Annotated in this window: 12 protein-coding genes; 5 read left to right on the forward strand and 7 right to left on the reverse strand. The window is 53.4% G+C overall.

Annotated features, from left to right (window positions below; all coding sequences use genetic code 11):
* The 5 genes from JAO32_RS10800 to JAO32_RS10820 all read right to left on the reverse strand — a co-directional run.
* Positions 1-839: hypothetical protein (locus JAO32_RS10800; RefSeq protein WP_334240181.1), on the reverse strand; the 839-nt coding region annotated here is incomplete at its 3' end.
* A 31-nt stretch (positions 840-870) separates the two neighbouring features.
* The gene (locus JAO32_RS10805) at positions 871-3,111 is read right to left on the reverse strand and encodes an outer membrane protein assembly factor BamB family protein (protein WP_334240185.1); all 2,241 of its coding nucleotides are present in this window, start codon (positions 3,109-3,111) and stop codon (positions 871-873) included.
* A gap of 83 nt (positions 3,112-3,194) precedes the next feature.
* A complete protein-coding gene (locus JAO32_RS10810; RefSeq protein WP_334240187.1) occupies positions 3,195-6,947 on the reverse strand; it encodes a TonB-dependent receptor in 3,753 nt (1,250 codons plus the stop codon).
* 463 nt (positions 6,948-7,410) lie between these two features.
* Positions 7,411-9,315 carry an FG-GAP-like repeat-containing protein gene (locus JAO32_RS10815; protein WP_334240189.1) on the reverse strand — a complete coding sequence of 635 codons (1,905 nt, stop codon included), beginning with the start codon at positions 9,313-9,315 and terminating at the stop codon, positions 7,411-7,413.
* Positions 9,316-9,387: 72 nt separating this feature from the next.
* On the reverse strand, positions 9,388-11,226 hold the full coding sequence (locus JAO32_RS10820; RefSeq protein WP_334240191.1) for an outer membrane protein assembly factor BamB family protein: 1,839 nt from the start codon (positions 11,224-11,226) through the stop codon (positions 9,388-9,390).
* 183 nt (positions 11,227-11,409) lie between these two features.
* Between JAO32_RS10820 and JAO32_RS10825 the strand changes: the two genes are divergently transcribed.
* The 3 genes from JAO32_RS10825 (at position 11,410) to JAO32_RS10835 (ending at position 14,471) form a co-directional block, all read left to right on the forward strand.
* Positions 11,410-11,811 (forward strand): hypothetical protein, encoded by a 402-nt coding sequence (locus tag JAO32_RS10825; RefSeq protein ID WP_334240193.1) that lies wholly within the window; start codon positions 11,410-11,412, stop codon positions 11,809-11,811.
* 59 nt (positions 11,812-11,870) lie between these two features.
* Entirely contained in the window at positions 11,871-12,776 is a 906-nt protein-coding gene (locus tag JAO32_RS10830) for a sugar phosphate isomerase/epimerase family protein (protein WP_334240195.1), read from the forward strand.
* An 816-nt stretch (positions 12,777-13,592) separates the two neighbouring features.
* Positions 13,593-14,471 carry a DUF6624 domain-containing protein gene (locus JAO32_RS10835; protein WP_334240197.1) on the forward strand — a complete coding sequence of 293 codons (879 nt, stop codon included), beginning with the start codon at positions 13,593-13,595 and terminating at the stop codon, positions 14,469-14,471.
* A gap of 576 nt (positions 14,472-15,047) precedes the next feature.
* Here the strand turns inward: JAO32_RS10835 and JAO32_RS10840 are convergent.
* Both JAO32_RS10840 and JAO32_RS10845 read right to left on the reverse strand, forming a co-directional pair.
* Positions 15,048-15,359: a sigma 54-interacting transcriptional regulator gene (locus JAO32_RS10840; RefSeq protein ID WP_334240199.1), complete on the reverse strand. Its 312-nt coding sequence runs from the start codon at positions 15,357-15,359 to the stop codon at positions 15,048-15,050.
* Complete coding sequence (locus tag JAO32_RS10845; RefSeq protein ID WP_334240200.1) at positions 15,302-16,432, reverse strand: sensor histidine kinase; 1,131 nt, start codon at positions 16,430-16,432, stop codon at positions 15,302-15,304. The genes JAO32_RS10840 and JAO32_RS10845 overlap by 58 nt, the downstream gene beginning before the upstream one ends.
* Positions 16,433-16,940: 508 nt before the next feature.
* Here JAO32_RS10845 and uvrA point away from each other — a divergent pair.
* Both uvrA and JAO32_RS10855 read left to right on the forward strand, forming a co-directional pair.
* Positions 16,941-19,448, forward strand: coding sequence for an excinuclease ABC subunit UvrA (uvrA, locus tag JAO32_RS10850; protein ID WP_334240202.1), 2,508 nt, complete (start codon positions 16,941-16,943; stop codon positions 19,446-19,448).
* A 388-nt stretch (positions 19,449-19,836) separates the two neighbouring features.
* Positions 19,837-21,414, forward strand: a complete 1,578-nt coding sequence (locus JAO32_RS10855) for a hypothetical protein (protein WP_334240204.1) — start codon at positions 19,837-19,839, stop codon at positions 21,412-21,414.
* Positions 21,415-21,422 lie beyond the last annotated feature (8 nt).

The following is a 21,422-nucleotide window of genomic DNA, read 5'->3' on the forward strand; positions in this document are numbered from 1 at the left end:
GTGGTGACTTTATGTTTATTCATAAAGTCACTGAATGCACCGTAGCCCTTCGTCGTATTGCAGATGATCGTCGTAGGCTTCCCGTCGCGTGGTCCGTAACGGAACTTTTCCAACGCCGCAACTACGCCGTTGTATTGCGTAGCATCCACGCTGTGTGCATTCCAGCCAAACGAGCGGAAGACTTCATCCAGCGGCGGCATCGGAAAGAGCGTGCGGTTGTGAACATCAAGCTGACCATGGTTTCGGTCAACCAGCACGCACAAATTATCCAGATGGCTTTGCCCCGCATACAGGATGGTCTCCCAGCATGTTCCTTCCTGCAGTTCGCCATCGCCCACCATGACGTACGAATCGAAACGCGGACTGGTCTTTCCAGCAATGGCAAATCCTTGTGCTGCGCCGATGCCCTGCCCCATCGGTCCGGTGGCGATGTGAATGCCAGGCAACACAGGACCGGGGTGCCCATTGAGCAGGCTATGGTGCGAGCGCGAATGTGATAGCAATTTCGAATCAAAGTAACCAAGCTCCGCATAGATCGAGGCAAGCGTTGCAACCGCATGCCCCTTACTCAACGTGAAGATATCTTGCCCCCGGCGCGTTGGGTCTTCTATGTCGAGCGAGAGAAAACCACCATAGAACAAGGCCACCATGGGAATGGTGGCAGAAAATGCCCCACCTGCGTGTAGTCCATTATCGACAGCATCACGGCTCTGCGAGAGTATCAGCAAGCGTATGTCTGAATCCTTAATTGCAAGCAGCCTTAAGAGCCCTTCACGAATCAAGTAGTTGGGCTGGGAGAGCAAAGCCTCTCCAAAAGCAAATGGTGTTCCCGTTTTCATCTTGTTCAAAGTCCTTGCACCTTCCAGTCGCTTATTGTTTTGACGGCAGAGCAAACACGTAATATCCCTGCGAAGGTGCCGCATCACCTGATGTTTCCTTTGCAAGTGGTCCATCGCTGTTCTGATGAGCTCCCACATCCGTCCCGGCGAGTACCGTACCTGGTCTTGCACTGATTACGATGTACTCTTTACCATTCACCTCGTACACAGCAGGAATGCCTTCGGGTGCTGCAGGAAGTTCTTTCTCCCATAGAACTTTCCCAGTGTCCTTGTCATACGCGCGGAACTTGGAATCAGACTTGGTGCCAGAGAAGATAAGCCCCCCGGCTGTAACTGCAACACCGCCACGAGGCCAATAACTTCCAGTTCCCTTAATTCCTTTCGCTTCAAGGCGGGTAATTCCTCCAAGCGGAACCTGCCACGCGATGGTGCCACGATTCAGGTCATACGCAGTCAACGTCGACCACGGCCCCTTAATAGCGGGCAACCCATCTTCTGAATCCATGTAGCCATAGCCCGTCCAATAACGCTGACCGGCGGTCTTAGGTGGTGGGGCTAGTAACGCATCCAAATTCGGTGGGGCCTTAGCCGTCGACGGACTCTCAAGATACGCAACAAGCGCATCAAGATCAGTGTTCGTGAAATCAGCGAAGGCAGGCATGGGCGACTGACCGTTGTGCACGGTCTCTTTCACGCGAGACGCACCAATCCGTTCCACAACACCTTTCAGTGAGGGGATAGCAGGCGGTTGCCCCTGCTGCTCTGCAAGATGACATGCCTGGCAATTTTGCTTGTAAAGAACTAATCCGACTGTAGACGGCGGGCCCTGGATTGGGCGACGTGGCGCTCGTGGCTCCAGCTTCAACATTGACGGAGCATTCTTGGCCTGCACATAGACGAATCCCGCATCAGGATCAGCTGCAAGAGCACCCCAATTTGCACCACCGCCATTTCCAGGAGCCTGAATCGTGTTCTGCAGTGCGGGCGGCGTAAACAAGCCGTCGTTCTTTGCTTCCCGCACAAGCTTCCGCAATCGCTCTTGTTCCGCGGGTTCCTGGATATATGGGTTGATGTCGTCTGCAGTAAAGGTCTGTCGCACGAACGGCGGTACCACTGTGGGGAAAGGCTGCGTTGGCCACGCCTGTTCTCCAGGAACAGTTGAAGCTGGCACAGGCCGTTCTTCAATCGGCCACAGTGGCTTACCCGTCACGCGATCCAGAACATACAGAAAACCATTCTTACCCGCAGCTGCAAGAGCATCCACAACCTTGCCGTCATGCTTCACGGTAATCAGCTTCGGCGATGCTGCCAGATCGTAATCCCACAAATCGTGATGCACAGCCTGAAAGTGCCACAGGTATTTGCCGGTCTTTGCATCCAAAGCAAGAATGCAATTGGCGTACAGATTCATACCCTTTCTGTCCGCACCATAGAAGTCATACGTGGCCGATCCAAGCGGGAAATAAGCAATGCCACGCTTCTCGTCAATTGAGAATTCGCCCCATGTATTCACGCCGCCTTCGTGTTGCCATGCATCCGGTGGCCATGTGTCATATCCAGGCTCACCCGGATGCGGAATCGTATGAAAGCTCCACGTCAGCTTGCCCGTGATCACGTCATACGCACGTATATCTCCTGGAGGCGAACCGTAGTCCTCACCAGGAGCCGACCCCATAAGGATCAGGTTTCCAAATATCTTCCCAGGCGTACTCGACTGAATGGATCGAACCTTCGAAGGATCACGCCCCAACCCTTCTTTTAGATTCACGCTCCCATTCACACCAAAGGAAGTGATCAATGTCCCAGACTTTGCGTTCAACGCATGTAATTCGTTATTGCTTGCAAACAAAATGCGCGCATCCGTGCTATCGCTGCTCTTCCAATAGGTGAGGCCACGATTGGTAATCCCACGAGGATTCTGCGTGTCATGCACCCAAATCTCTTTGCCTGTAACGGCATCCAGAGCCGCGATGCGATTACTCCGGCCCAACACAAACATCACACCATCAACAACGATAGGATTTGAACCGAATAGCAAGCCGTTATTACCCGCTGGATAAAACCACGCTTGCTGGAGCTGGGTTACGTTCGTTTTATTGACCTGCTTCAGAGAAGAATACTGAGATGCATCCGAGCTGCCTTCGAACTGAGACCAGTCAGCGTATCGCTTGTGTTGTTCCGCACGAACGGTAGTCGCACGTTTGCTGGAGAGCGCCACTATTAATGTTGCGGATGCGCATAAGCTCGCGCCGATGAACTTGCGATATTGCATGAAGTTTCTTCCCTAAGAATTCTTACTTCCAATTTCGCGACAAACACCCCGTGCGCGGTTTAGCACACGGGGTGCGTGAACAGTTAAAACACCAGGCGTGCGTGCATCTGAATCTGTCTCGGGTCAAATGCATTCATATTTACGGTTCCGAATGTACTACTGGTACCGAGACCAGGGATCAGGCCTTTGCTCGCATTGTTCACCAGGTTGGGTGATCCAAGACCTCCGACATAGGCTCCGTTGAACTCAGCAGTGTTCAGCAAATTCGTCGCTTCCGCTGCAACGTCCAGCTGGAATCGTTCAAACAGCGGGAAGCTGCGCCGTAGACTGAAGTCCACGTTGTAACGGCTGTTCGTCCGGATGTTTCCATCCGTTTGTGCATGATTTCCAACCCAGTACAAATCCTGCACGATGCTTCCGTTCGGAGTCGTAAGCGTTCGGCTGGAGTAAGCGCATGCGTTGTATTTCAGCAGTGAGTATTTTGCTGGCGTCACCGTTTTGCCGCAAGGAAGAGTAACCGTTGTCGAACCGTTGTACCGCTTCTGGAACTCCTTTGGAAGAACAACATTCTGTCCAGCGACACGATCCAAGCGAGATGTCAGCGATCCATTGTTTGAGAAGCTCAAAACAACCGGCATGCCGGATTGCATTGTCACTACGCTGCCAAAACTCCATCCTCCCAGCAGCGCGCGTCCCACCACATTTCCAAGGGCGTACTTTCCATCCTTTCCAAACTGTGACTTGTAAATCAACGTGGCTACAAGACGATGCGGTTGGTCAGCAAGACCATAGTTCCGATTAAGCCCATTGTTCAAAAGATCCGGTGTTCCAAGCGAACCACCAGCATTCACGCCTTGTCCATCTTCAATGCCTGTAACTGAATAATCCAACTCCTTGCTCCATGTGTAATTCAGAATCATATTGAAGCCAGACTGGAAGTTGTGGCGCAACGAAGCCTGCAATGAGTTGAAGTTGGAGTAGCCTCTTGATCCGTTGAGAAACGCTCCGTAAAGCAACGGATAGGGCGTCTGTGGGATGAACTGCTGAATCGTTGAACCTGCAAGCGCATTCTGGAACGGCAGCAGTTGTCCACCCACTGGCTGATACGGATTCTGTACCAATGCCGTTGCCGGATTCGATGTCCCGTTGTTTGCGATGTACTGACTACGATAGTTCGCGAGAATGGTAGGGTCGACAGATTGCAGCGTCTCAAAGGGCTGATTACGGGTTGTCAGGTTTGATCCATAGGATCCTGCCCATCCAATCGACAACAGGTAACCGCCGCCTTTGCCAAAAGCCTGTTCAAGGAACACATTTCCCTGCTTCATCACCTGGTTCTTCAGGTGCCGATCGAAATACGCACCCGTTGTTCCATACACCTGCGGTGCAGCCGCATTCGCTCCGACTGCTGGCACAAGCGGAGAGGCATCCGTGAATCGCGTAACAGGAACACCTTGCGGGTTTGTGCCAAACGGCAACGCCTGATTACCTGGAGAGAATGGCGTTCCACCGTAATCGTTCGGGCTTGAGAAATAACCTGTATTGCTTGGCAGATACGCGAATGCAAATCCGCCGCGAATCACAGTACCCTCATGCACCTGGTACGCAAGTCCAACGCGAGGCTGAAAGTCCGTGTATTCCGTATCCCACAGGTTTCTGCTGTAGCCATTCGTTCCGGGAAAGGCAATCACCCCCTTGCTTCCGAACGGATTATTCCGTGTAAAGTCAATACCGGATAGACGGTTATACCGCTCCGTCGGTCCAGGCTGCAGATCCCAACGAAGGCCCAGGTTGATGGTCAGATTCGGCCGCACCTTCCAGTCGTTCTGTGAGTACACAGCAAAGTATTTCGCAGCGTAGGCGGGCTTCAAGTTGGCGCCCGGACGAACAAACCATACACCTTCGCCCAACAGCATGGTTGCACCTGAAATTCCCTGCAGATTCGGGCTCGTGTTGCCAGGCGCCTGGCCACCGCTTGCAGTTACATACCGGAAGGAATAGTTTCCTCCGGGATCGGCAGCGCAGCAACCACCAATGTTCGCGGAAGCCTCTTCGAAGTCGTTGTAGTTAGCCAGCATGACACGGTATTCAGAGCCAACCTTATACGTCCATTTGCCCGCGACTTTCGTCACACTTCCATTCACGGCGTGAACCAGTTGATGTTCGGCCTTGCTTGCGAACTGTCCGGCCGAAAGCGCCGACCAGTTGCTGCCTCCGCCGCTGCCGCCAAATCCCGCGGGGCTCACAACCGGGGCAGCGCCAGGTTGAGCAAACAGAGCCTGCGTCGCCGTCGGAATTCCAAAGCTACCGTAATCGGTGAATCCAGAATGATTGCCCGCATAGTTGTAGGTGTTAATTCTTGTCACGCCATAACGTACGTCAACATACAGTGTGGGTGAAAGCGTGATGGTATCACCGATTTGCGCATACGGATTCTGATCCTGCGTCGTTGTCGGCGCGTTGTTAAACGGCGCCGTACCAAACGGGCGCGGCTGAGAGATCGTCCCGTAATCGATACCACCGCTTGCATAAAACGAATGACGTCGCCACTTGAAGTCGAGACGGTTATTCGATGATTGGCGACGCACCATATTCACCACCGTAGCGGTGAAGTTATTGGTGTTGTACACATCATCCGGTGTGCGATTCGGCAACGGATAGTAGCTAAACATTTTGACCGCATACGGATTCGGATTCGGAATGATTGAATTTGGAATCTGTGCACGTTCGTATAAGTTCGTGCCGCGTTGTGTCACATTGAATGGATCGAACACCAGTGCGGGAACCGGGTTGCCGTTAGCATCCTGCTGGAAGGTCTTACTGAAATCGCCGACCCGTTCCAGCGCCGTAGGCACAGTCTGAAGATACGTCTGCCCTTGGTTAAAGCGCAGGTAGTGATAGCTAGACGAGAAGAAGATCCGATCGCGCCAGATCGGCCCCGTGATGGCTCCGCCAAAGTCATTCACCTTGAAAGCAGGACGCCGGATTCCCTGCGCCTTATTGCCAGGCGAGTTTGCATTCAAGGCCTCATTACGAATCATGTAAGACACCTGTCCGTGAAACGCATTCCCACCCGACTTCGTTGTAATTGCCATCACGGAATCACCGCGTCCATAATCCGCAGTGAAGTTATTCGCAATCACGCGAACTTCCTGAATGCCCTCGGTATTCGGAACGATCGCTGCTTCGTTGAAGCCGTTGCCCGTAATTGGAAGACCATCGAGCTGAATGTCATTCTCATAAGCTCGCCCACCGTTCACACCGATCGCGGAAAACTGAGCACGTCCCGCAACACCCACGCCGAACGAATTAAGGTTCTGCGTGCTTGCCGAAGTGTTACGAGGCTGGACACCATTTTGTAGGGTCGCGTAATACAACGGATTTTGCGTGATGTTCGGGATAGCCTCAATCGTCTGAGCATCTACCGCACCAGACACCGTGCTGCTTTCTGTCTGAATCTGTGCAGCGGAGGCATTCACTTCCACTTGCTCTACAGAACCTCCAACAGACAGCGTGCTATCCACCTTCACCGTCTGCGAAGTGGTCAGAACAACTCCCTTCGCCTTGAAGTCCTGAAAGCCGCCCTTACTCACCGTAACGGTGTACTTGCCAGCAGCAAGATACGGAATGGTGTATTGTCCGGCGCTCGAAGCTTCCGTCTTTTGAGTTTCATTGGTTGCTTCGTTCGTCACGGTCACCGTGGCGCCGGGCAAGAGAGCACCGGTGCTGTCGATAGCTGTTCCGGTGATGGTTGCGGATCGAATCTGTGCGCTCGCAGATGAGACAAGTACTGCGGCAAGTGCGATTGCCGATCCAAAACTCTTTCTGTAGTGCATGTGTTGGCCTCCAACTACGCGTTGCGTATTATGCAATTCGGGTTGCGTTAACGAGAGAAGGCTAGCAACGTTAAACAGAATTCGTCAAGGATTAAAAAATATTTTCAGACGATTGCTGTAATGCCTACTTACGCTCGATAACGCGCAACAAAATGTGCGTATCCACGCGAATAAGCGCCGCCGCTTTCTCAATGTGAGAAGGTACGTGTGCCTTCCCCACATCGCATGCGACGACTATGGTGAACCCGGGAATACAGTGGTCTACAACTGCGCTTCGCGCGTGTAGGTATGCAAACGCATCTGCATCTTCACCAGATTTCTGCGGAAGTGCCCGTGACCTAACGGACACGAAGACTCTCTAGTGTCTGCTAACGAATTGACTCGTTACAGTACCTCAGATGAGTACTGCAACGGCGAACTATGTGTGTACTCCCATTCTCATCTTTTGTTGGTAACGACAGCGTTATTTGTTCTTTGTGCGAGCTGCGTGCTTGTCTCGCGTATTCCAGTAGATGTCTGTTCCAAAACGAGTGGAGGTTACGATATCCAAGACACCATCCCGATTCAGGTCCACTGCAAGCACATCTGACCCCACACCACTGTGCGTATCAATTAGCTCTGGAACCAGCTTCGCGCCGCCAGGTGCCTTCGGGTCATGCACCGTCTTGTACCAGTAAAGGACTGGTGCATCTCGCGGATCAGGATCAAGGTTCGTATCCAGATGCGAGAAGTATCGCTTTCCAACAATGAAATCGGTAAGACCATCTCCGTCCACATCTCCGAAGCCAGAGCCATGCAGCTCAGAGAAGGTCACGTTACCCGCATTTGCAGTGGTGAAATCATCCATCACCATGTGTTCAACGAAGGTGATGTTCCCGTTCTCACGCTTCTGCTCATACCAGGCAAGTCCCCATCCGTGAGAATTTAATGACGTCACAATGTCATTCAATCCATCTCCGTTTACGTCGTAGACAGCCATAACGCTGCCTCCCATCATGCCGCGACCATACTTCGCGAAAGCCTGCGGATGATATGTCCAGGCTGTATTTGCAGCGTTCTGGGCGGGTTGCTCCCACCATCCGAACGGATCAATGATGTCCATGCGGCCATCCCCGTTCACATCGCCTACCCCAATGCCATGCGATGCTCCGTATCCCTTCTCAGAGATGTTATGAATCCTCCAGGGTTTTGTAGGATCAGAAGGATCAGGCTTCAGATAACGAACGTATCCTTCGCCAGAACAAACGAGTTCTGGCTTGCCGTCACCATCCACATCACGCAGAACCGCAATCTCACTCTGTACAGCGGAACCAACGGTGTACTTGTCCCATCGGCGATTCTCTCCTTTGGGATTGATGTAGAGCTGAATACCGGGGCCATTGCCAAACATCACGGTCAGAACATCAGGCCAGCCATCCCCATTGAAGTCTGCTGCAAACTCCATCGTCGAATCCGTTGCAAACTCGGTCGTGGGGTTTGAGCTTAGCGCCATCCATATCTCACGAGAGGTACGGTAGTCCGGGCCGTAGTAGATGTAAGGCCCGGAAACAATGTCCAACACACCATCGTGATTGAAGTCGGCGGCAGCGGTGCCCCACGAATAATAAAAATCGTTGAGCTTCTGCTTGCGGAAACCGTCGCCCACCTTCTCCGTGTCGCGAACCTTGCGATTCAGATCCTTCAAAGCTACCTTGCGAACACTGACCTGGCCGCCACTTCCCACATAAAGCCCAACGCTTCCGTAGCCCTCTTCTGAGATCGCACCTTCCTGGTGTCCATCATTCAGGAAAGATCGAACTGTGTTCGCATCAAAGAAACTCTCGACGCGATTCCAATCGCCGACTTTCAATGAAGTATCAGGAGCATGCAATGGCAACGCAACAGTGTTTGCATTTCTTGGCCGGGGAGACCCAGCGGTCTGAGGCTTTGCTGGAGGAGGCGTAACCCGCTGCAACAAGCCACCACGCGCTAGCGCTTCTTTGTGAACGATCTTGCCATCCCGATCAATGGAGACAGCAAACGTTGGAAGAGAGCTTTCGCTGAAAGAAACAAGAACGCCTTTCAAACCACCATCGGGAGTCGGCACTGCACGCAACAGAAATCCTGAATCGCAAGGATTGCTGCAGCGGAATTCACTGTAGAGGGCCACATCCTGATAGGACGTATCCGAGAGAAGCCATTCCCCATTCGCTCCGCCGTGGCCAACAATACTGTCTCCCTCCGGCTGCCAGGACCCACTCCCTTTCGAAGACCATGTATGCAATGTGTTGTTCTGATATCGAATATCCGGCTGAAAAGACTGCGCTCCCGCGCTCGACGTCGAACATGCAATACCAAGAAATAGCAAGAGGATGGCGAGATGCTTCATAGGAAGTTACTCCAGAAATCAGCGTGACGTGTTGCGAACTTAGTCTGTGACGTGAACGGCGTAATAAACCAGCTATGGAAGAGCGTAAGCATAGACTGTTGGATGAGCCGGCGTGGGAGCATTGCCACCGCCAGCAACGACAACGACATACTGTTTCTTATTCGAACCCTGATAAGAAATGGGAACAGTAAACCCGTTTGAGTTGAGAGTTGTCTCCCACAATTTCTTACCGTTGTGCGAGTCAAATGCGCGGAACTTCTGATCCTCCGTAGCTGCAATAAAAACGAGGCCGCCAGCAGTTGCAATTGGGCCCCCGGTGTTTGTTCTTCCAGTGGTTGGAATCCCCATCGCATCAAGTTCTGGGAATGATCCCAAAGGAATACGCCACGCAATCTCGCCCGTGTTGACGTTCACGGCGCTTAATTCACCCCATGGCGGCGCCTGACAGGGCCACGGCCCCACTTGAAACAGGTCTTTCACACCAGCTGGAGGATGATCTGGCCCAACACGGCTATAGGTTCCGTCTTTCTCCAGCACCAACTTGCTCAGCATGCCTTCACTCTTGGTATTCACGAAGAGCAAACCAAGCTTAGGATCGAACGCGGTTCCACCCCAATTCCCTCCACCTGTCCATCCCGGAAACACAATACGAAGCTTGGGACCATACTCGGCATAGGGGCCTCCCGTCAGAACACCACCTTCCAACCCAAGCAAGTTTTTGCATGCCTTATCGTGCTCTGGAGTCAACTTAGCCAGCTCAGCATCCGTGCCTTCGAAATGATTCAGACTCAAAGCCCCCGGCTTAACCGGAAATGGCTGAGTCGGAGATGGCTCATCTCCGGGAGGCACGTTATCTGCAGGTATGGGCCTTTCTTCAACATCAAAAATCGGCTTTCCTGTTTTGCGATCAAGGATAAAGAGCAGACTCTGCTTCGTGCTCTGCGCGACTGCCTCGATCGTCTTACCGTTTCGATGGACGTCTACTAACACCGGAGCAGCTGTAATGTCGTAGTCCCAATTGTCGTGATGCGTTGTCTGGAAAAACCATTTCAACTTCCCAGTAGTCACGTCCAGCGCAACAAGTGACGAACCATACAGATTCGTTCCTTTACGATCACCACCATAAAAGTCGGTCGTAGCGGTCCCCAGAGGAATGAAGATCGTGCTGGTCTGCGCATCCACCGTCATCAATCCCCATACATTCAACCCGGAGCGATCCTGCCATTGATCCTCTCGCCACGTCTCATGGTTCGCTTCGCCAGGACGTGGAAGCGTATGGAAAGTCCACACGAGTTTTCCCGTCCGCACGTCCCATGCCCGGATATCACCACTCGGCCCTTTACTCGGCATCTCCTGCAGTTGGCACCCGGTGATAACGAGATTCTTGAAGATCGCAGGAGGAGATGAGATGCCATAGTGTGCATTGGGATATTTATCGGCAACGCCAACGCGCACATTCAAAGCACCATCCTCACCAAACGACTTCGCTGCCTCGCCAGTCTTCGCATCAAGCGCGAACAGCTTTCCGTTTGAAGTTCCAATAAAGATGCGTGGTCCATCGCTTCCTTCTCCGGGCCAATAGGAAATTCCTCGCGACGCCGGATTGGCTGGCAACGTGTGGTCCCAGATCACAGTTCCATCCGTGGCATGCAGCGCAACGACATGAGAGAACGGCGTAGAAAAATACATCACGTCGCCAACCACCAGCGGTGTCGTTTTCGAAGTCCGAACAATTCTTCTTCCACTTGCTGTCATCACAGTGGGTGTTGCCACTGGCGCGGTCATATCGAAGCTCCACGCAAGCTTCAAGGCTGCCACATTCGAAACATTGATTTGCTTCAGTGGCGAAAAGCGCGCGCTTGCTGTGTCGTGACCATACATGGGCCAATCCGCACCCTTCTGAGCACTCATGGTGGCAGCAAAAGACAGAACTGAGAAAAAGATCAAATACTTGTTGAACACGAAGCCCTCTTGTTGCGTATTACGCAATTACATTTGCTTAATGAGAGTGAACAAGTGTATAAATCTCCGTGTTCAGGAAAGTCAAGCATCCCCGTAATCCTTTCCGTGGGTTTCATCAGAAGCGAGCTTTGAATGCACCGAGCAATAGGTTCCCTCCAGCCGAATCGAAAGAAATATCACCAGCAAACGCACAGTGGGGTAGGCTTTTTGGCGCGGCTGTGCACTGCTTTCCTCCTGATGGTCACCCTGTGTATCAAGACCTATGCGCAGTCGGCACCCCAAGCAGCTTCGTCCGACCTCCCACCCGGTGACGGAAAAGCCGTTGTCCAGCGCGCCTGTACCACGTGCCATACAACGGGAACAATTTCTCGCAAACGGGCCACCGCGCCGGAGTGGTCAGCCACAGTGGATGAAATGGTGAATCGAGGCGCGGAGCTGAGCGATGAAGAGATCGTCACAGTCAGTCGTTATCTTGCGGCGAGTTTCCCTGCGACATCGAATCCGAACACAACAACCACACCAGCCCTTCCATAAAGATTCAGGTCCAATCGCATTCACGCCGGTTACGATGCCGGCAGTACGGGAGAAACAGCATGGAGTTAAACCGCCGCACGTTCTGCAAATCAGTCGTGTTCACTGCCAGCCTTGCAGCACTCACCCCCGGTTCCCTCTTAGCATCACCTCGCAAGCGCAACATCGTTGTGGGCCATACAGCGATCACGTGGTCAAACAAAGACGTTGCAACTGCAATCGCAGACATCGGTAGCGTGGGCTTCTATGGATTCGAAACATTCGGTGAAGTACTGGAAAGTTGGGAGCAACAGCCAGGCGGCCTGGGTGCCGTGCTTCGCGCACATTCTCTGCCATTGATCTCTGCGTATTGCGCCATGAACCTAACCGATGCCTCAGCAAGAAAGGAAGAGATTGCCAAGGCTGTCCGCTGGGCAAGTATCGTTAAGAAATACGGCGGTCGCGTTGCCGTCATCGGACCCAATGCCGTGGATCGCAAGACGTATGACTTCTCGCAGCACAAGTCCACCATCGTAGATTCGCTCAACCAAATCTGCCAGGCCGTAACTGACGTTGGCATTACCGCAGCGTTGCATCAACACACGGGAACATGCGTTGAATCGAAGGACGAAACATACGAGATTCTCCATACCGTGAACACGAAATATGTTCGCTTCGGTCCTGACATTGGCCAACTCACAAAGGGTGGCTCCGATGCAGCCGCAGTCGTTCGCGACTTCCTTCCCATCATCGAGCATATGCACCTGAAAGATTGGAACGGCAAAGACGATCATTTCGCCGGGTATTGCCCACTAGGACAGGGCAAGGTCAACGTACCAGCAGTGCTGGATCTGATGGCAGGTCGAAAGTTGAAGGGCATGATCATGGTGGAACTCGACTACGACGGCAAGGAGTCGTTCGTTCCCCTAAAGCTGGTACAGGAAAGCAAGCAATACCTGCAGTCGCAAGGCGTCCGCTTTCGAAGTTAATTGGGACGTCTTTTATAGACGAGCAAAGACAAGCTGTTATGGAATTTGCCTCGGTGGAATATATAGAAATCAAAACGGGAATCGTCTTTAAAGGCGACACCAGCGATGGCGACTATAGCGTACCGCTTTTGAATTCATATCGCTCCGTTTGGGAGCTTCTTCGACAGTGGTGTGGGATGGATGCAGCGATTGCATCTCGTGAAGGGCCGTATAGCTGCCTTAGAGAGGCAGGTCTGGGATGCCGCGTACGCCTTGCAGAAGGCGGGACTTGATAGCGAATCAGACAAGCTGCGCCGAAAGCTGACTGCATAGAGCACTTCTATGCACCGGAACAACTGCTCGCTGGGTGCAACGCGTATCCTTCGGTATTCACCAGCCGGTCGCTTCGGAACGCTTTGTTACCCAGAATATGTTTATCTGCGTGACCGTCTTCGCAATCCGGCTGAGTTCCTGCTTGAGCATTGGATCACCCTGACGTCGAGGCGGTTAACTCAACGCACCCACCATCACGATTGTCGTAGAACTTCTTCCACACATCACTCATCGTGCGTTTCAAGATTGTGTCGTATGCCTCTTTGAGGCCGGGATCATTGGGCCGATTCGGTACTGGGGAATCTCATTGTCGGGAGTACACTGCCAAGCTTCTCACTGTTGCAACAGGCCAAGGCACTCATCGAGCCAATCAACCGACTGCTGGATTTCTTCCGTGATGGGCGTTTCTCAGTAGTAATCTGCTTCGACCCTAGCTTGCAATTCAGGGAAGCTGCCAAAAGTGGGTGAGTTCGCGTATACATGGCCGTAGGAGTGGAGATTTAAATGCTCTTACCGATCGTCCTTGCCGCATCATTGGCCATGTCGGATTCCGATCAGGCGCTCGCCATTCACATCCGCGAGATTACAACTCGGAGGCTCCTGACCCAGGTTCCCTCTGAAGAAGCTGCGATAGACGCCGAAGTCCAAGTCATTTACGCCAAGCACGGCCTGCTTACCAGATCGGAAGTCGGTGATGAAGCAGCCTACGACTTCATCTTCCTGCTTACAAATCAGTTACACGCTTTTCAAACGCGGGTTCTGAAAGCATTAGACCAGCCCGGCGCTGGTCACGACCTCCCTCCGGATGCGGTGACCTTTCTTCGGACGCGGTACCGCTTGGATGGGGTCAAAGCTGCAAGGAAGGGCAAGCTGCCAACTGATCCCGCACTTCGTGACATGATAAACAGCCTTTACGAAGCTGACCAGGCTGTAAGGCGACAAAGCGGATTCGATCCCAAGCGCCTCGGTGAAATCGACAGGGCACACACCGAACAGTTACAGACCATAGTGAAAGAACATGGTGTTCCGACATTCTCCACGGTTGGTCCTGAGGCTGCCGGTCATTTCGTAGTCATGATCCAACATCAATCTGCGCAGATGCGCGATGTTGTCTTGCCTCTTCTTCGTGCCCACGTAGACCAAGGCGAAGCCGATCCAGAGTCATACGCCTTGGTCTACGATCTCTCCCAAGTAGATCAGAGCAAGGATCAGCGTTTCGGGGAGCGCCTCGTTTGCCTGTCAGGCAAGCTAAAGGAAGCCCCAATCGAAGATGAAAAGCACGTAAATGAGCGTCGTGCCGAGATCGGGTTGATGAGAGTCGAGCTCTATTCATACCTGGTCAGCCAAACAATGCCGCAGATGTGTTCGGCTAGTTCGTCCTGAGCGGGCGCAAGCTGCAAAGCGACGAAGTCTCGTTCCAGAAGCTCTGCATTGGTAATGACAAGTCGGCATATAGGAAGTGATCTCTGTACTCCCTCAGTTCGTGACAACAGGCCAATGCGCTCATGGAGCCGGAAAGAGTGAAGGATCGCGTCCGCTAAGGGCATCTATATGTACTAAGTAATCCGTCTCGATAAGCAATTTGGCGATTTGCTATTTATCGAGATCATCAACTGACAAGAGAAGCTTCCTATCGATACTGGCTGTTCACGTGGTTTCGTATTGCTGGATAATCAGACATCGATAGAGTCCTTATGTTCTGCTCAGCATTGAACGAGCCAAAGGCCATTCGTCCCTCCAGAAAATCGGTATCGCTTGAGTCGATGAGATCTTTGCGTGCGAAATCGCGACACGAATCAGTTCACCGTGACCGTCCACGTAACTGGACTCGGAGGCTGCGAGGTTCCCGATGACGATGCGCTGATGGTCAACGTCGCAGTACTGCCGGCAGAGCAGCTGATGGGAGCACTGTGGCTGGTTGCACTGAAGGGCTTGGAGAGGGTCTGTTCGAGCAACGTCCTAAAGCATAGATAGCAATAAGCCCGTTATCATCATAAGGAGTGCCCCTACAGTTGAACCTTGCCGGCTTTTCGCCCCCGGAGCGGTGGAAGGCTGATGAAGTAGGCATTCAACCTGTAAAAGAGAGCGGAACGGAAGGACACGCTGCAGCTTAGGCTGCACCGAAAAGGGCATCGCACCGATCTCGTCGAGAAAAAGCGTACCCCCATCGGCCTGTTCGAAACTGCCGACCGATTTATGGATATGGGGCGGGCCTAACCCATGATGTCCGCATTCATCGGCAGGAGCAGTGAAATAGCTGTTCCATGCCAACGCTCATGGATCGTACTCTTTATCGATATTTTTCCATTCAGCTTGGAGACAAGCTCCTGCACGACCCACATGCCCAGACCTGTTCCAGAATCATTCTTTGTCGTATAGAACGGTTCGCGGATTCTCCTAAGCGTTTCTGGGGTCATGCCCGGTCCGGTGTCGGAAATCGTGATTCGAACCGCGCAAGAATCCGACGTTTCTCCGCCGCAATGCTCCCGCACGCGCACTGCGACCATCCTTGGCTGGCGGCTCGCTTCGGCGGCGTTATTCAAGATGTTGGTAAGGATCTGTTGCAGTTCTCCGGGTGAGCACAGGAGTTGAGGGGAAGCCTGGAAATCAGTCTTCACCTCGACCGCATTCATGGTTAGCTTCGGACCAATGAGCCGGAACGTCGATTCAATCACTTCGACAACATTCACCAGCCTCGGCTTCGATGCGCGCGCGAACTTTAACGTCTGTTGACTGATCTCCGACACTCTCTGCAGTTGTTCGATTGTCTGATCGAGAAGGTCGGCTTGCTCACCGGGCGATGCGAGGCCGCGTGCTAGATACAAAAGGTTGTAAGCAGCTTCGAGGGGATTATTAATCTCATGCGCGAGAGCGGCACTCATGCGACCTGCGATCGCAAGTTTCTCGCTCTCCAGTAGAGCCGCGTCTGCGAGCTTGCGCCGCGTAACATCACCACAGTATCCCCTCATGGCCAAGGGACGTCCTTCAGGGTCACGCGCCATCTGAGCCTGAAGACGCGTCCAACGAAGCTCGCCAGTCGGATGGACGATACGATAGTCGACATCAAGATGTTCGCCTTCCTCGACGACGCGTCTGATTTCGGCATCTACCTTAGCAATATCGTCTGGATGGACCTGGCCCCGCCACAGTTCATAGCTCGCCATCTCGTTCGGCTCTAGGCCATGCAACAGGTAAAATCCTGTCGACCATCGAGATCGATTTGTGACGACGTCCCACTCAAAGAGTCCGACATGGGCGCCATCGAGTTGTAGTTGCAACCGGGCGTCGTTTTCAAGAATCAATTCGCGGGCGCGGAGGTCTTCGGCTTGGGGATCACCAGTCATCTCGAAAGTTATTCTAGCTTTTTCCGAAGATGCATCTGCGTCTCGCGTGCGACCCCAGCGGAAGAGGTGAAGACCCCGCGTAAATGTGAAGCACCATTTGCGTTGATCTGATCAAGTTGATTGAAGGCGAGAATTCGCAAAATCCTTTTTGGCGCGATCCCACTCCTTCTCTTCCGGCTCAGTGGTTCGCGCTAACGGCCTCACCATCCCACCTTCCGAACGCTGGACAGAGAAGCTTCGGGTGACATCCGCAATGAGAGACACATACCCACTTTGTAGGTCGCATAACTAGCACGAACGGATAGTGTCATATTCATAGCAAAGGATGCAGGCCCATGTGCATCTGCGGCGTGAATAGATGTGGCGGCACGCAGAAATATTGTGCTGGAAAAACGAAAACGCGATTCACGTGAGGTGTGTTTGCTCTGCCACCCCAGGCGAAGTGCCATACACGCACGAAGGCTGCATCTCAATCATGAGGAATGGCCGTCAGGGATAGGACACACGAATGGGTAATTCATCCGATATGGTGCGTGTGCGCGGCGCGCGCGAACACAACCTCAGGAATATCGACGTCGATGTTCCGAGAGACTCACTTGTAGTATTCACGGGAGTATCGGGTTCCGGGAAGTCTTCCCTCGCCTTTGGCACCCTTTATGCGGAAGCACAGCGTCGATACCTTGAGTCAGTCTCTCCCTATGCGCGCCGACTGTTCCATCAGCTAAGCGTGCCGGAGGTGGATTCGATTGAGGGCCTGCCTCCTGCCGTTGCACTCCAACAACAGAGGGGATCGCCAACAACACGCTCCTCTGTCGGCAGCGTGACGACGTTATCGAATCTATTACGCATGCTCTATTCACGTGCCGGAATATATCCGCCCGGACGACCGATGCTGTATGCAGAATCGTTTTCAGCCAACAGGATTGAAGGCGCGTGCCCCAAATGCCATGGGGCCGGTCGCGTTTACGAAGTGACTGAGGCGTCGATGGTGCCTGATCCTACGCTTACGATTCGGGAACGTGCTGTAGCGGCGTGGCCTACAGCATGGCAAGGGCAGAACCTGCGGGACATCCTGGTGTCGATGGGCTACGACGTGGACATACCTTGGAAGAAGCTGCCGAGCAAGGTGCGAAAGTGGATCCTGTTCACGGACGAGCAACCAACAGTTCCGGTGTACGCAGGCTTTACTCCAGCTGAAACGCGGGATGCACTCAAGCGCAAACTCGAACCCAGTTACATGGGCACTTTCACGAGCGCCCGGCGCTACGTGATGGAAACCTTCGGAAAATCGCAGAGCGCAATGATGAAGCAGCGCGTGTCACGATACATGTTGAGCCAGGAATGTCCGCTGTGTCATGGCAAGCGCCTTCGGACGGATGCACTCGCTGTGACTTTTGCGGGTATGGACATCACAGAGATGACCCGGCTGCCACTGAACCGGTTGATGGCGCAACTCCAACCATACTCTACCGCTACGACAACAGAGTACCGAGACTCGCCGGAGAAGGCGGCAACAGCGCAGCGGATTACGCAGGATGCGATTGCGCGCCTGCAAGTGCTGATTGAACTGGGCCTGGGCTATCTAAGTATGGAGCGAAGCACGCCCACGCTATCACCCGGTGAGTTGCAACGTTTGCGCCTGGCCACGCAGTTACATTCGAATCTGTTTGGCGTGGTGTATGTGCTCGACGAGCCATCCGCCGGCCTCCATCCCTCAGACACAGAGACTTTATTGAAAGCGCTGAATGCGTTAAAGAGGGGCGGCAATTCTCTGTTCGTTGTAGAGCATGAGGTTGACGTGGTCCGCGCGGCCGACTGGATTGTAGATGTTGGCCCCGGCGCGGGCACGAATGGCGGACAGATTCTGTATAGCGGTCCAATGGATGGGCTGCGACACGTGGAAAGCTCAGTAACTGCGAAGCACCTTTTTCGTAAGACGGGGTTGAGTGTCCCTTTCAGACGAAGTCCCCAAGGGTGGTTGCAACTGGAGGCTGTGACGCGGAACAACCTGAAGGATTTGAACGTGGGGATCCCACTCGGGGTTATGACTTCCGTCACAGGTGTTTCCGGATCCGGCAAATCCACACTCGTGAGCCAGGCTTTGGTTGATCTGGTTGCGCAGCAACTTGGTCAACTCATTCAAGATCCGTCGAATGACGATGAGCCCGAACTGCACGAGTCATCGGACAGGACGCTCGGAAGAATAGTAGCGGGCGTACACGACATTCGACGACTCGTCCGTGTCGATCAAAAGCCAATTGGCCGCACGCCTCGCTCAAACATAGCTACCTATACGGGGCTGTTTGATGATGTGCGCGGGGTATTTGCATCAACGAAACTTGCGCGGTCGAGAAAATACGACGCCGGCCGTTTTTCGTTCAACGTGGCGAAAGGCCGCTGCGAAATGTGCAAAGGCGAGGGACAAGTGTGCGTTGAACTCTTATTCCTGCCGAGTGTGTATTCGCCTTGTCCCGTTTGCCATGGAGCACGGTTCAACGAGCAGACGCTTCAAATAAAGTACGAGGGCAAGAGCATCGCAGACGTGCTGAGTCTTCGCGTTGACGAGGCGCTGAAGTTTTTTGAAAGTGTTCTGGCAATCCATCACGCGTTGGCTGTTCTTCAAGAGGTGGGTCTTGGATATTTACGTCTCGGACAACCAGCAACAGAGCTGTCTGGAGGTGAAGCTCAGCGCGTGAAGCTGGCGACAGAACTGCAGCGCACGGGTCGTGGAAATTCTCTTTATATCCTGGATGAGCCCACGACAGGGCTGCATCCTGAGGACGTGGTGCGACTCTTAAAGCAGCTCAACAGATTGGTCTCGCTGGGCAACACGGTCGTCCTAGTCGAACATGACATGGATGTGATCGCCGCCAGCGACTGGGTTATCGACATCGGCCCTGGTGCTGGCGCGGAGGGTGGCTGTATCGTCGCGGAGGGCACACCGGAAGCTGTAGCAGCGAGTCGCGAAAGCCGAACGGCGCCCTATATTGCGAAAGAGCTCGGATTGAAGCGTTGAGTGACACGCGCATGGAATTACTTTGTGAAGCTGAGTTGAGCGGGATTCGTTCCCACTGTTCATTGAATCCAAAGGTTCGTTGTCCACCATGGAAGACTCACTGAAAACGAAACGCGGAAATACTGATTCCATACGCTGTAGATACATAAGCAAAAAACACCGCAACTAAGGCAACGATAGCGAAGGTCTTGAATCAGATTCTTCCGCTTGCAGATCCACTCGACTTCTCTGACATCACGGTGACCTTATGAAACTACTCGCTCTTGGCCTCCTTGTATCTTCTACGCTTGCGGCACAAGTATTCACTAAGTCCTACGATGTCGCGCGAACCTCCGAAACACGAAACGAGACAACCCTTACCTCAGCCAAGGTACGTTCCGGCCTCCAGATGCAGCCTCGCATTCCGTGTATTGGCGACGCAAGAGGCTGCGAAGCCCAACCACTCGTCGATGGCGCCGTCATGATCCTTGCCTCTGAGGCAAATGTGATCCGTGGTGTGCGACCGGAAGATGGTGCGGCGATCTGGCAGACACCTGCTTTGTGCACTCCTGTACGCTCAGTTCCCGAAAATGATATGTGGCGTGTGAATGATCACTTTGGGATGCTGAGTACAGGAGTGATCGATGCTTCTACCCACAAGCTCTATCAGGTAGCAACCTGCTCCTCCGATGGAAGCGGCTCGCAACAGTCCATGTCACAGCGCATGTATGTGATCGACACACGCAGCGGCAATGTGGTCGCGACCACGCTGATCGATGCGACTAGCAACGGACAGCGCTACGCGACTGCTCCCCGTAAACAGAGGGCCGCCCTTGCCCTCTGGTCTCACAATGGCATTCGGTTTGTCCTGATTGCCGCAGGTTCCTTCACGGAAACAGGCGAAAATGCAACCGGGTGGATTCTTGCTTTTGATACGTTAGACAACCAGATCAAGGCTGCAATTTCTACGCGCGCGGGTATCTGGATGTCGGGCGGTGGTCCCTCCATCGACTCCGACGGTCTTATCTATGTCGGTGCGGGAAATGGACCTTTCAACGGCACCACGACCTTTGGTGAGGCCGTGATGCAGTTGCAGCTTATCCCGCCCACTGCCACCGCCCCCGCAAAGCTAACGGTTCTTCATGCTTGGGCTCCATACAGTGACTCGGCAAGGACGTGCGCCAACGCACAACTTACGCAACCGAAGGCAATGATCTCAAACAAAGTCGCGGGTGACTCAGCTCCGAGCGATCCACCGCCTGGCGCCAGAATGCCAATGACACCGGAATGCGGAGCGCAATGGGGAGACCAGGACGCACACCTTTCCGGCACGCTGCTGCAGCGCTTCAATCTCTATCTGACAGCGGGAAAGGATGGCATCGGATACTTGACGAATATCTCGAATTTTCCTGACAGCCACCCCGCTGACTTCGCCAACGCTAAGGCCAATTGCGCGAAAGTCAGAATGTATCAATTGGGCTGGGATCTGGGTATGGACTCCTGCCCTGCTTCCCTTCCTGGATTGAATCGGTTTCCTGGTGGCAAGACCAGGCATATTCATTCGCCGCTAGCGCAATTTCTGGCACCCGATTCCTCACTATATGTTCTGGCATTTGCTGAGAACTCTCCGCTTCAGGTATGGAGAGTGAATCAGAACGGAACGATGACTTACGTAGCCCGCGGCACGGAGATGGCTTCCTCCCAGTCCACCGCCCAACATGGTGGCATGCCTGGCGGTTTTTGTTCGGTGAGCTCAAACCAGGGAGCAGACGGCATCGCCTGGTGCGCAATCCCGGATGGCGATGCCAACCGAACGATTACAACTGGGCGCCTTGTAGCGTACGATCTGACGAGTTTCGCGGGAGGTCGTATCCGAACCCTATGGACGTCGGAACGGTTTGTTTTCTCGAAGTTCTCCCAGCCTGTGATTTACAACGGCCACGTATACCTAGCCGACTACGCGGGGAGCGTAATGCACTGGAAATAAATGCCGCG

It is taken from the genome of Terriglobus sp. ADX1 (assembly GCF_036877645.1).
Classification (GTDB): Bacteria; Acidobacteriota; Terriglobia; order Terriglobales; family Acidobacteriaceae; genus Terriglobus.

What these genes read in the sequence shown, in the direction of transcription:
- JAO32_RS10830 (WP_334240195.1), top strand. Translation starts at nt 11,871, where the DNA reads ATGGAGTTAAACCGCCGCACGTTCTGCAAATCAGTCGTGTTCACTGCC.
- JAO32_RS10855 (WP_334240204.1), top strand. Translation starts at nt 19,837, where the DNA reads ATGCAGCCTCGCATTCCGTGTATTGGCGACGCAAGAGGCTGCGAAGCC.
- JAO32_RS10835 (WP_334240197.1), top strand. Translation starts at nt 13,593, where the DNA reads ATGCTCTTACCGATCGTCCTTGCCGCATCATTGGCCATGTCGGATTCC.
- JAO32_RS10815 (WP_334240189.1), bottom strand. Translation starts at nt 9,315, where the DNA reads ATGAAGCATCTCGCCATCCTCTTGCTATTTCTTGGTATTGCATGTTCG.
- JAO32_RS10820 (WP_334240191.1), bottom strand. Translation starts at nt 11,226, where the DNA reads ATGAGTGCTCAGAAGGGTGCGGATTGGCCCATGTATGGTCACGACACA.
- JAO32_RS10810 (WP_334240187.1), bottom strand. Translation starts at nt 6,947, where the DNA reads ATGCACTACAGAAAGAGTTTTGGATCGGCAATCGCACTTGCCGCAGTA.
- JAO32_RS10825 (WP_334240193.1), top strand. Translation starts at nt 11,410, where the DNA reads ATGCACCGAGCAATAGGTTCCCTCCAGCCGAATCGAAAGAAATATCAC.
- uvrA (WP_334240202.1), top strand. Translation starts at nt 16,941, where the DNA reads ATGGGTAATTCATCCGATATGGTGCGTGTGCGCGGCGCGCGCGAACAC.
- JAO32_RS10805 (WP_334240185.1), bottom strand. Translation starts at nt 3,111, where the DNA reads ATGCAATATCGCAAGTTCATCGGCGCGAGCTTATGCGCATCCGCAACA.
- JAO32_RS10845 (WP_334240200.1), bottom strand. Translation starts at nt 16,432, where the DNA reads ATGACTGGTGATCCCCAAGCCGAAGACCTCCGCGCCCGCGAATTGATT.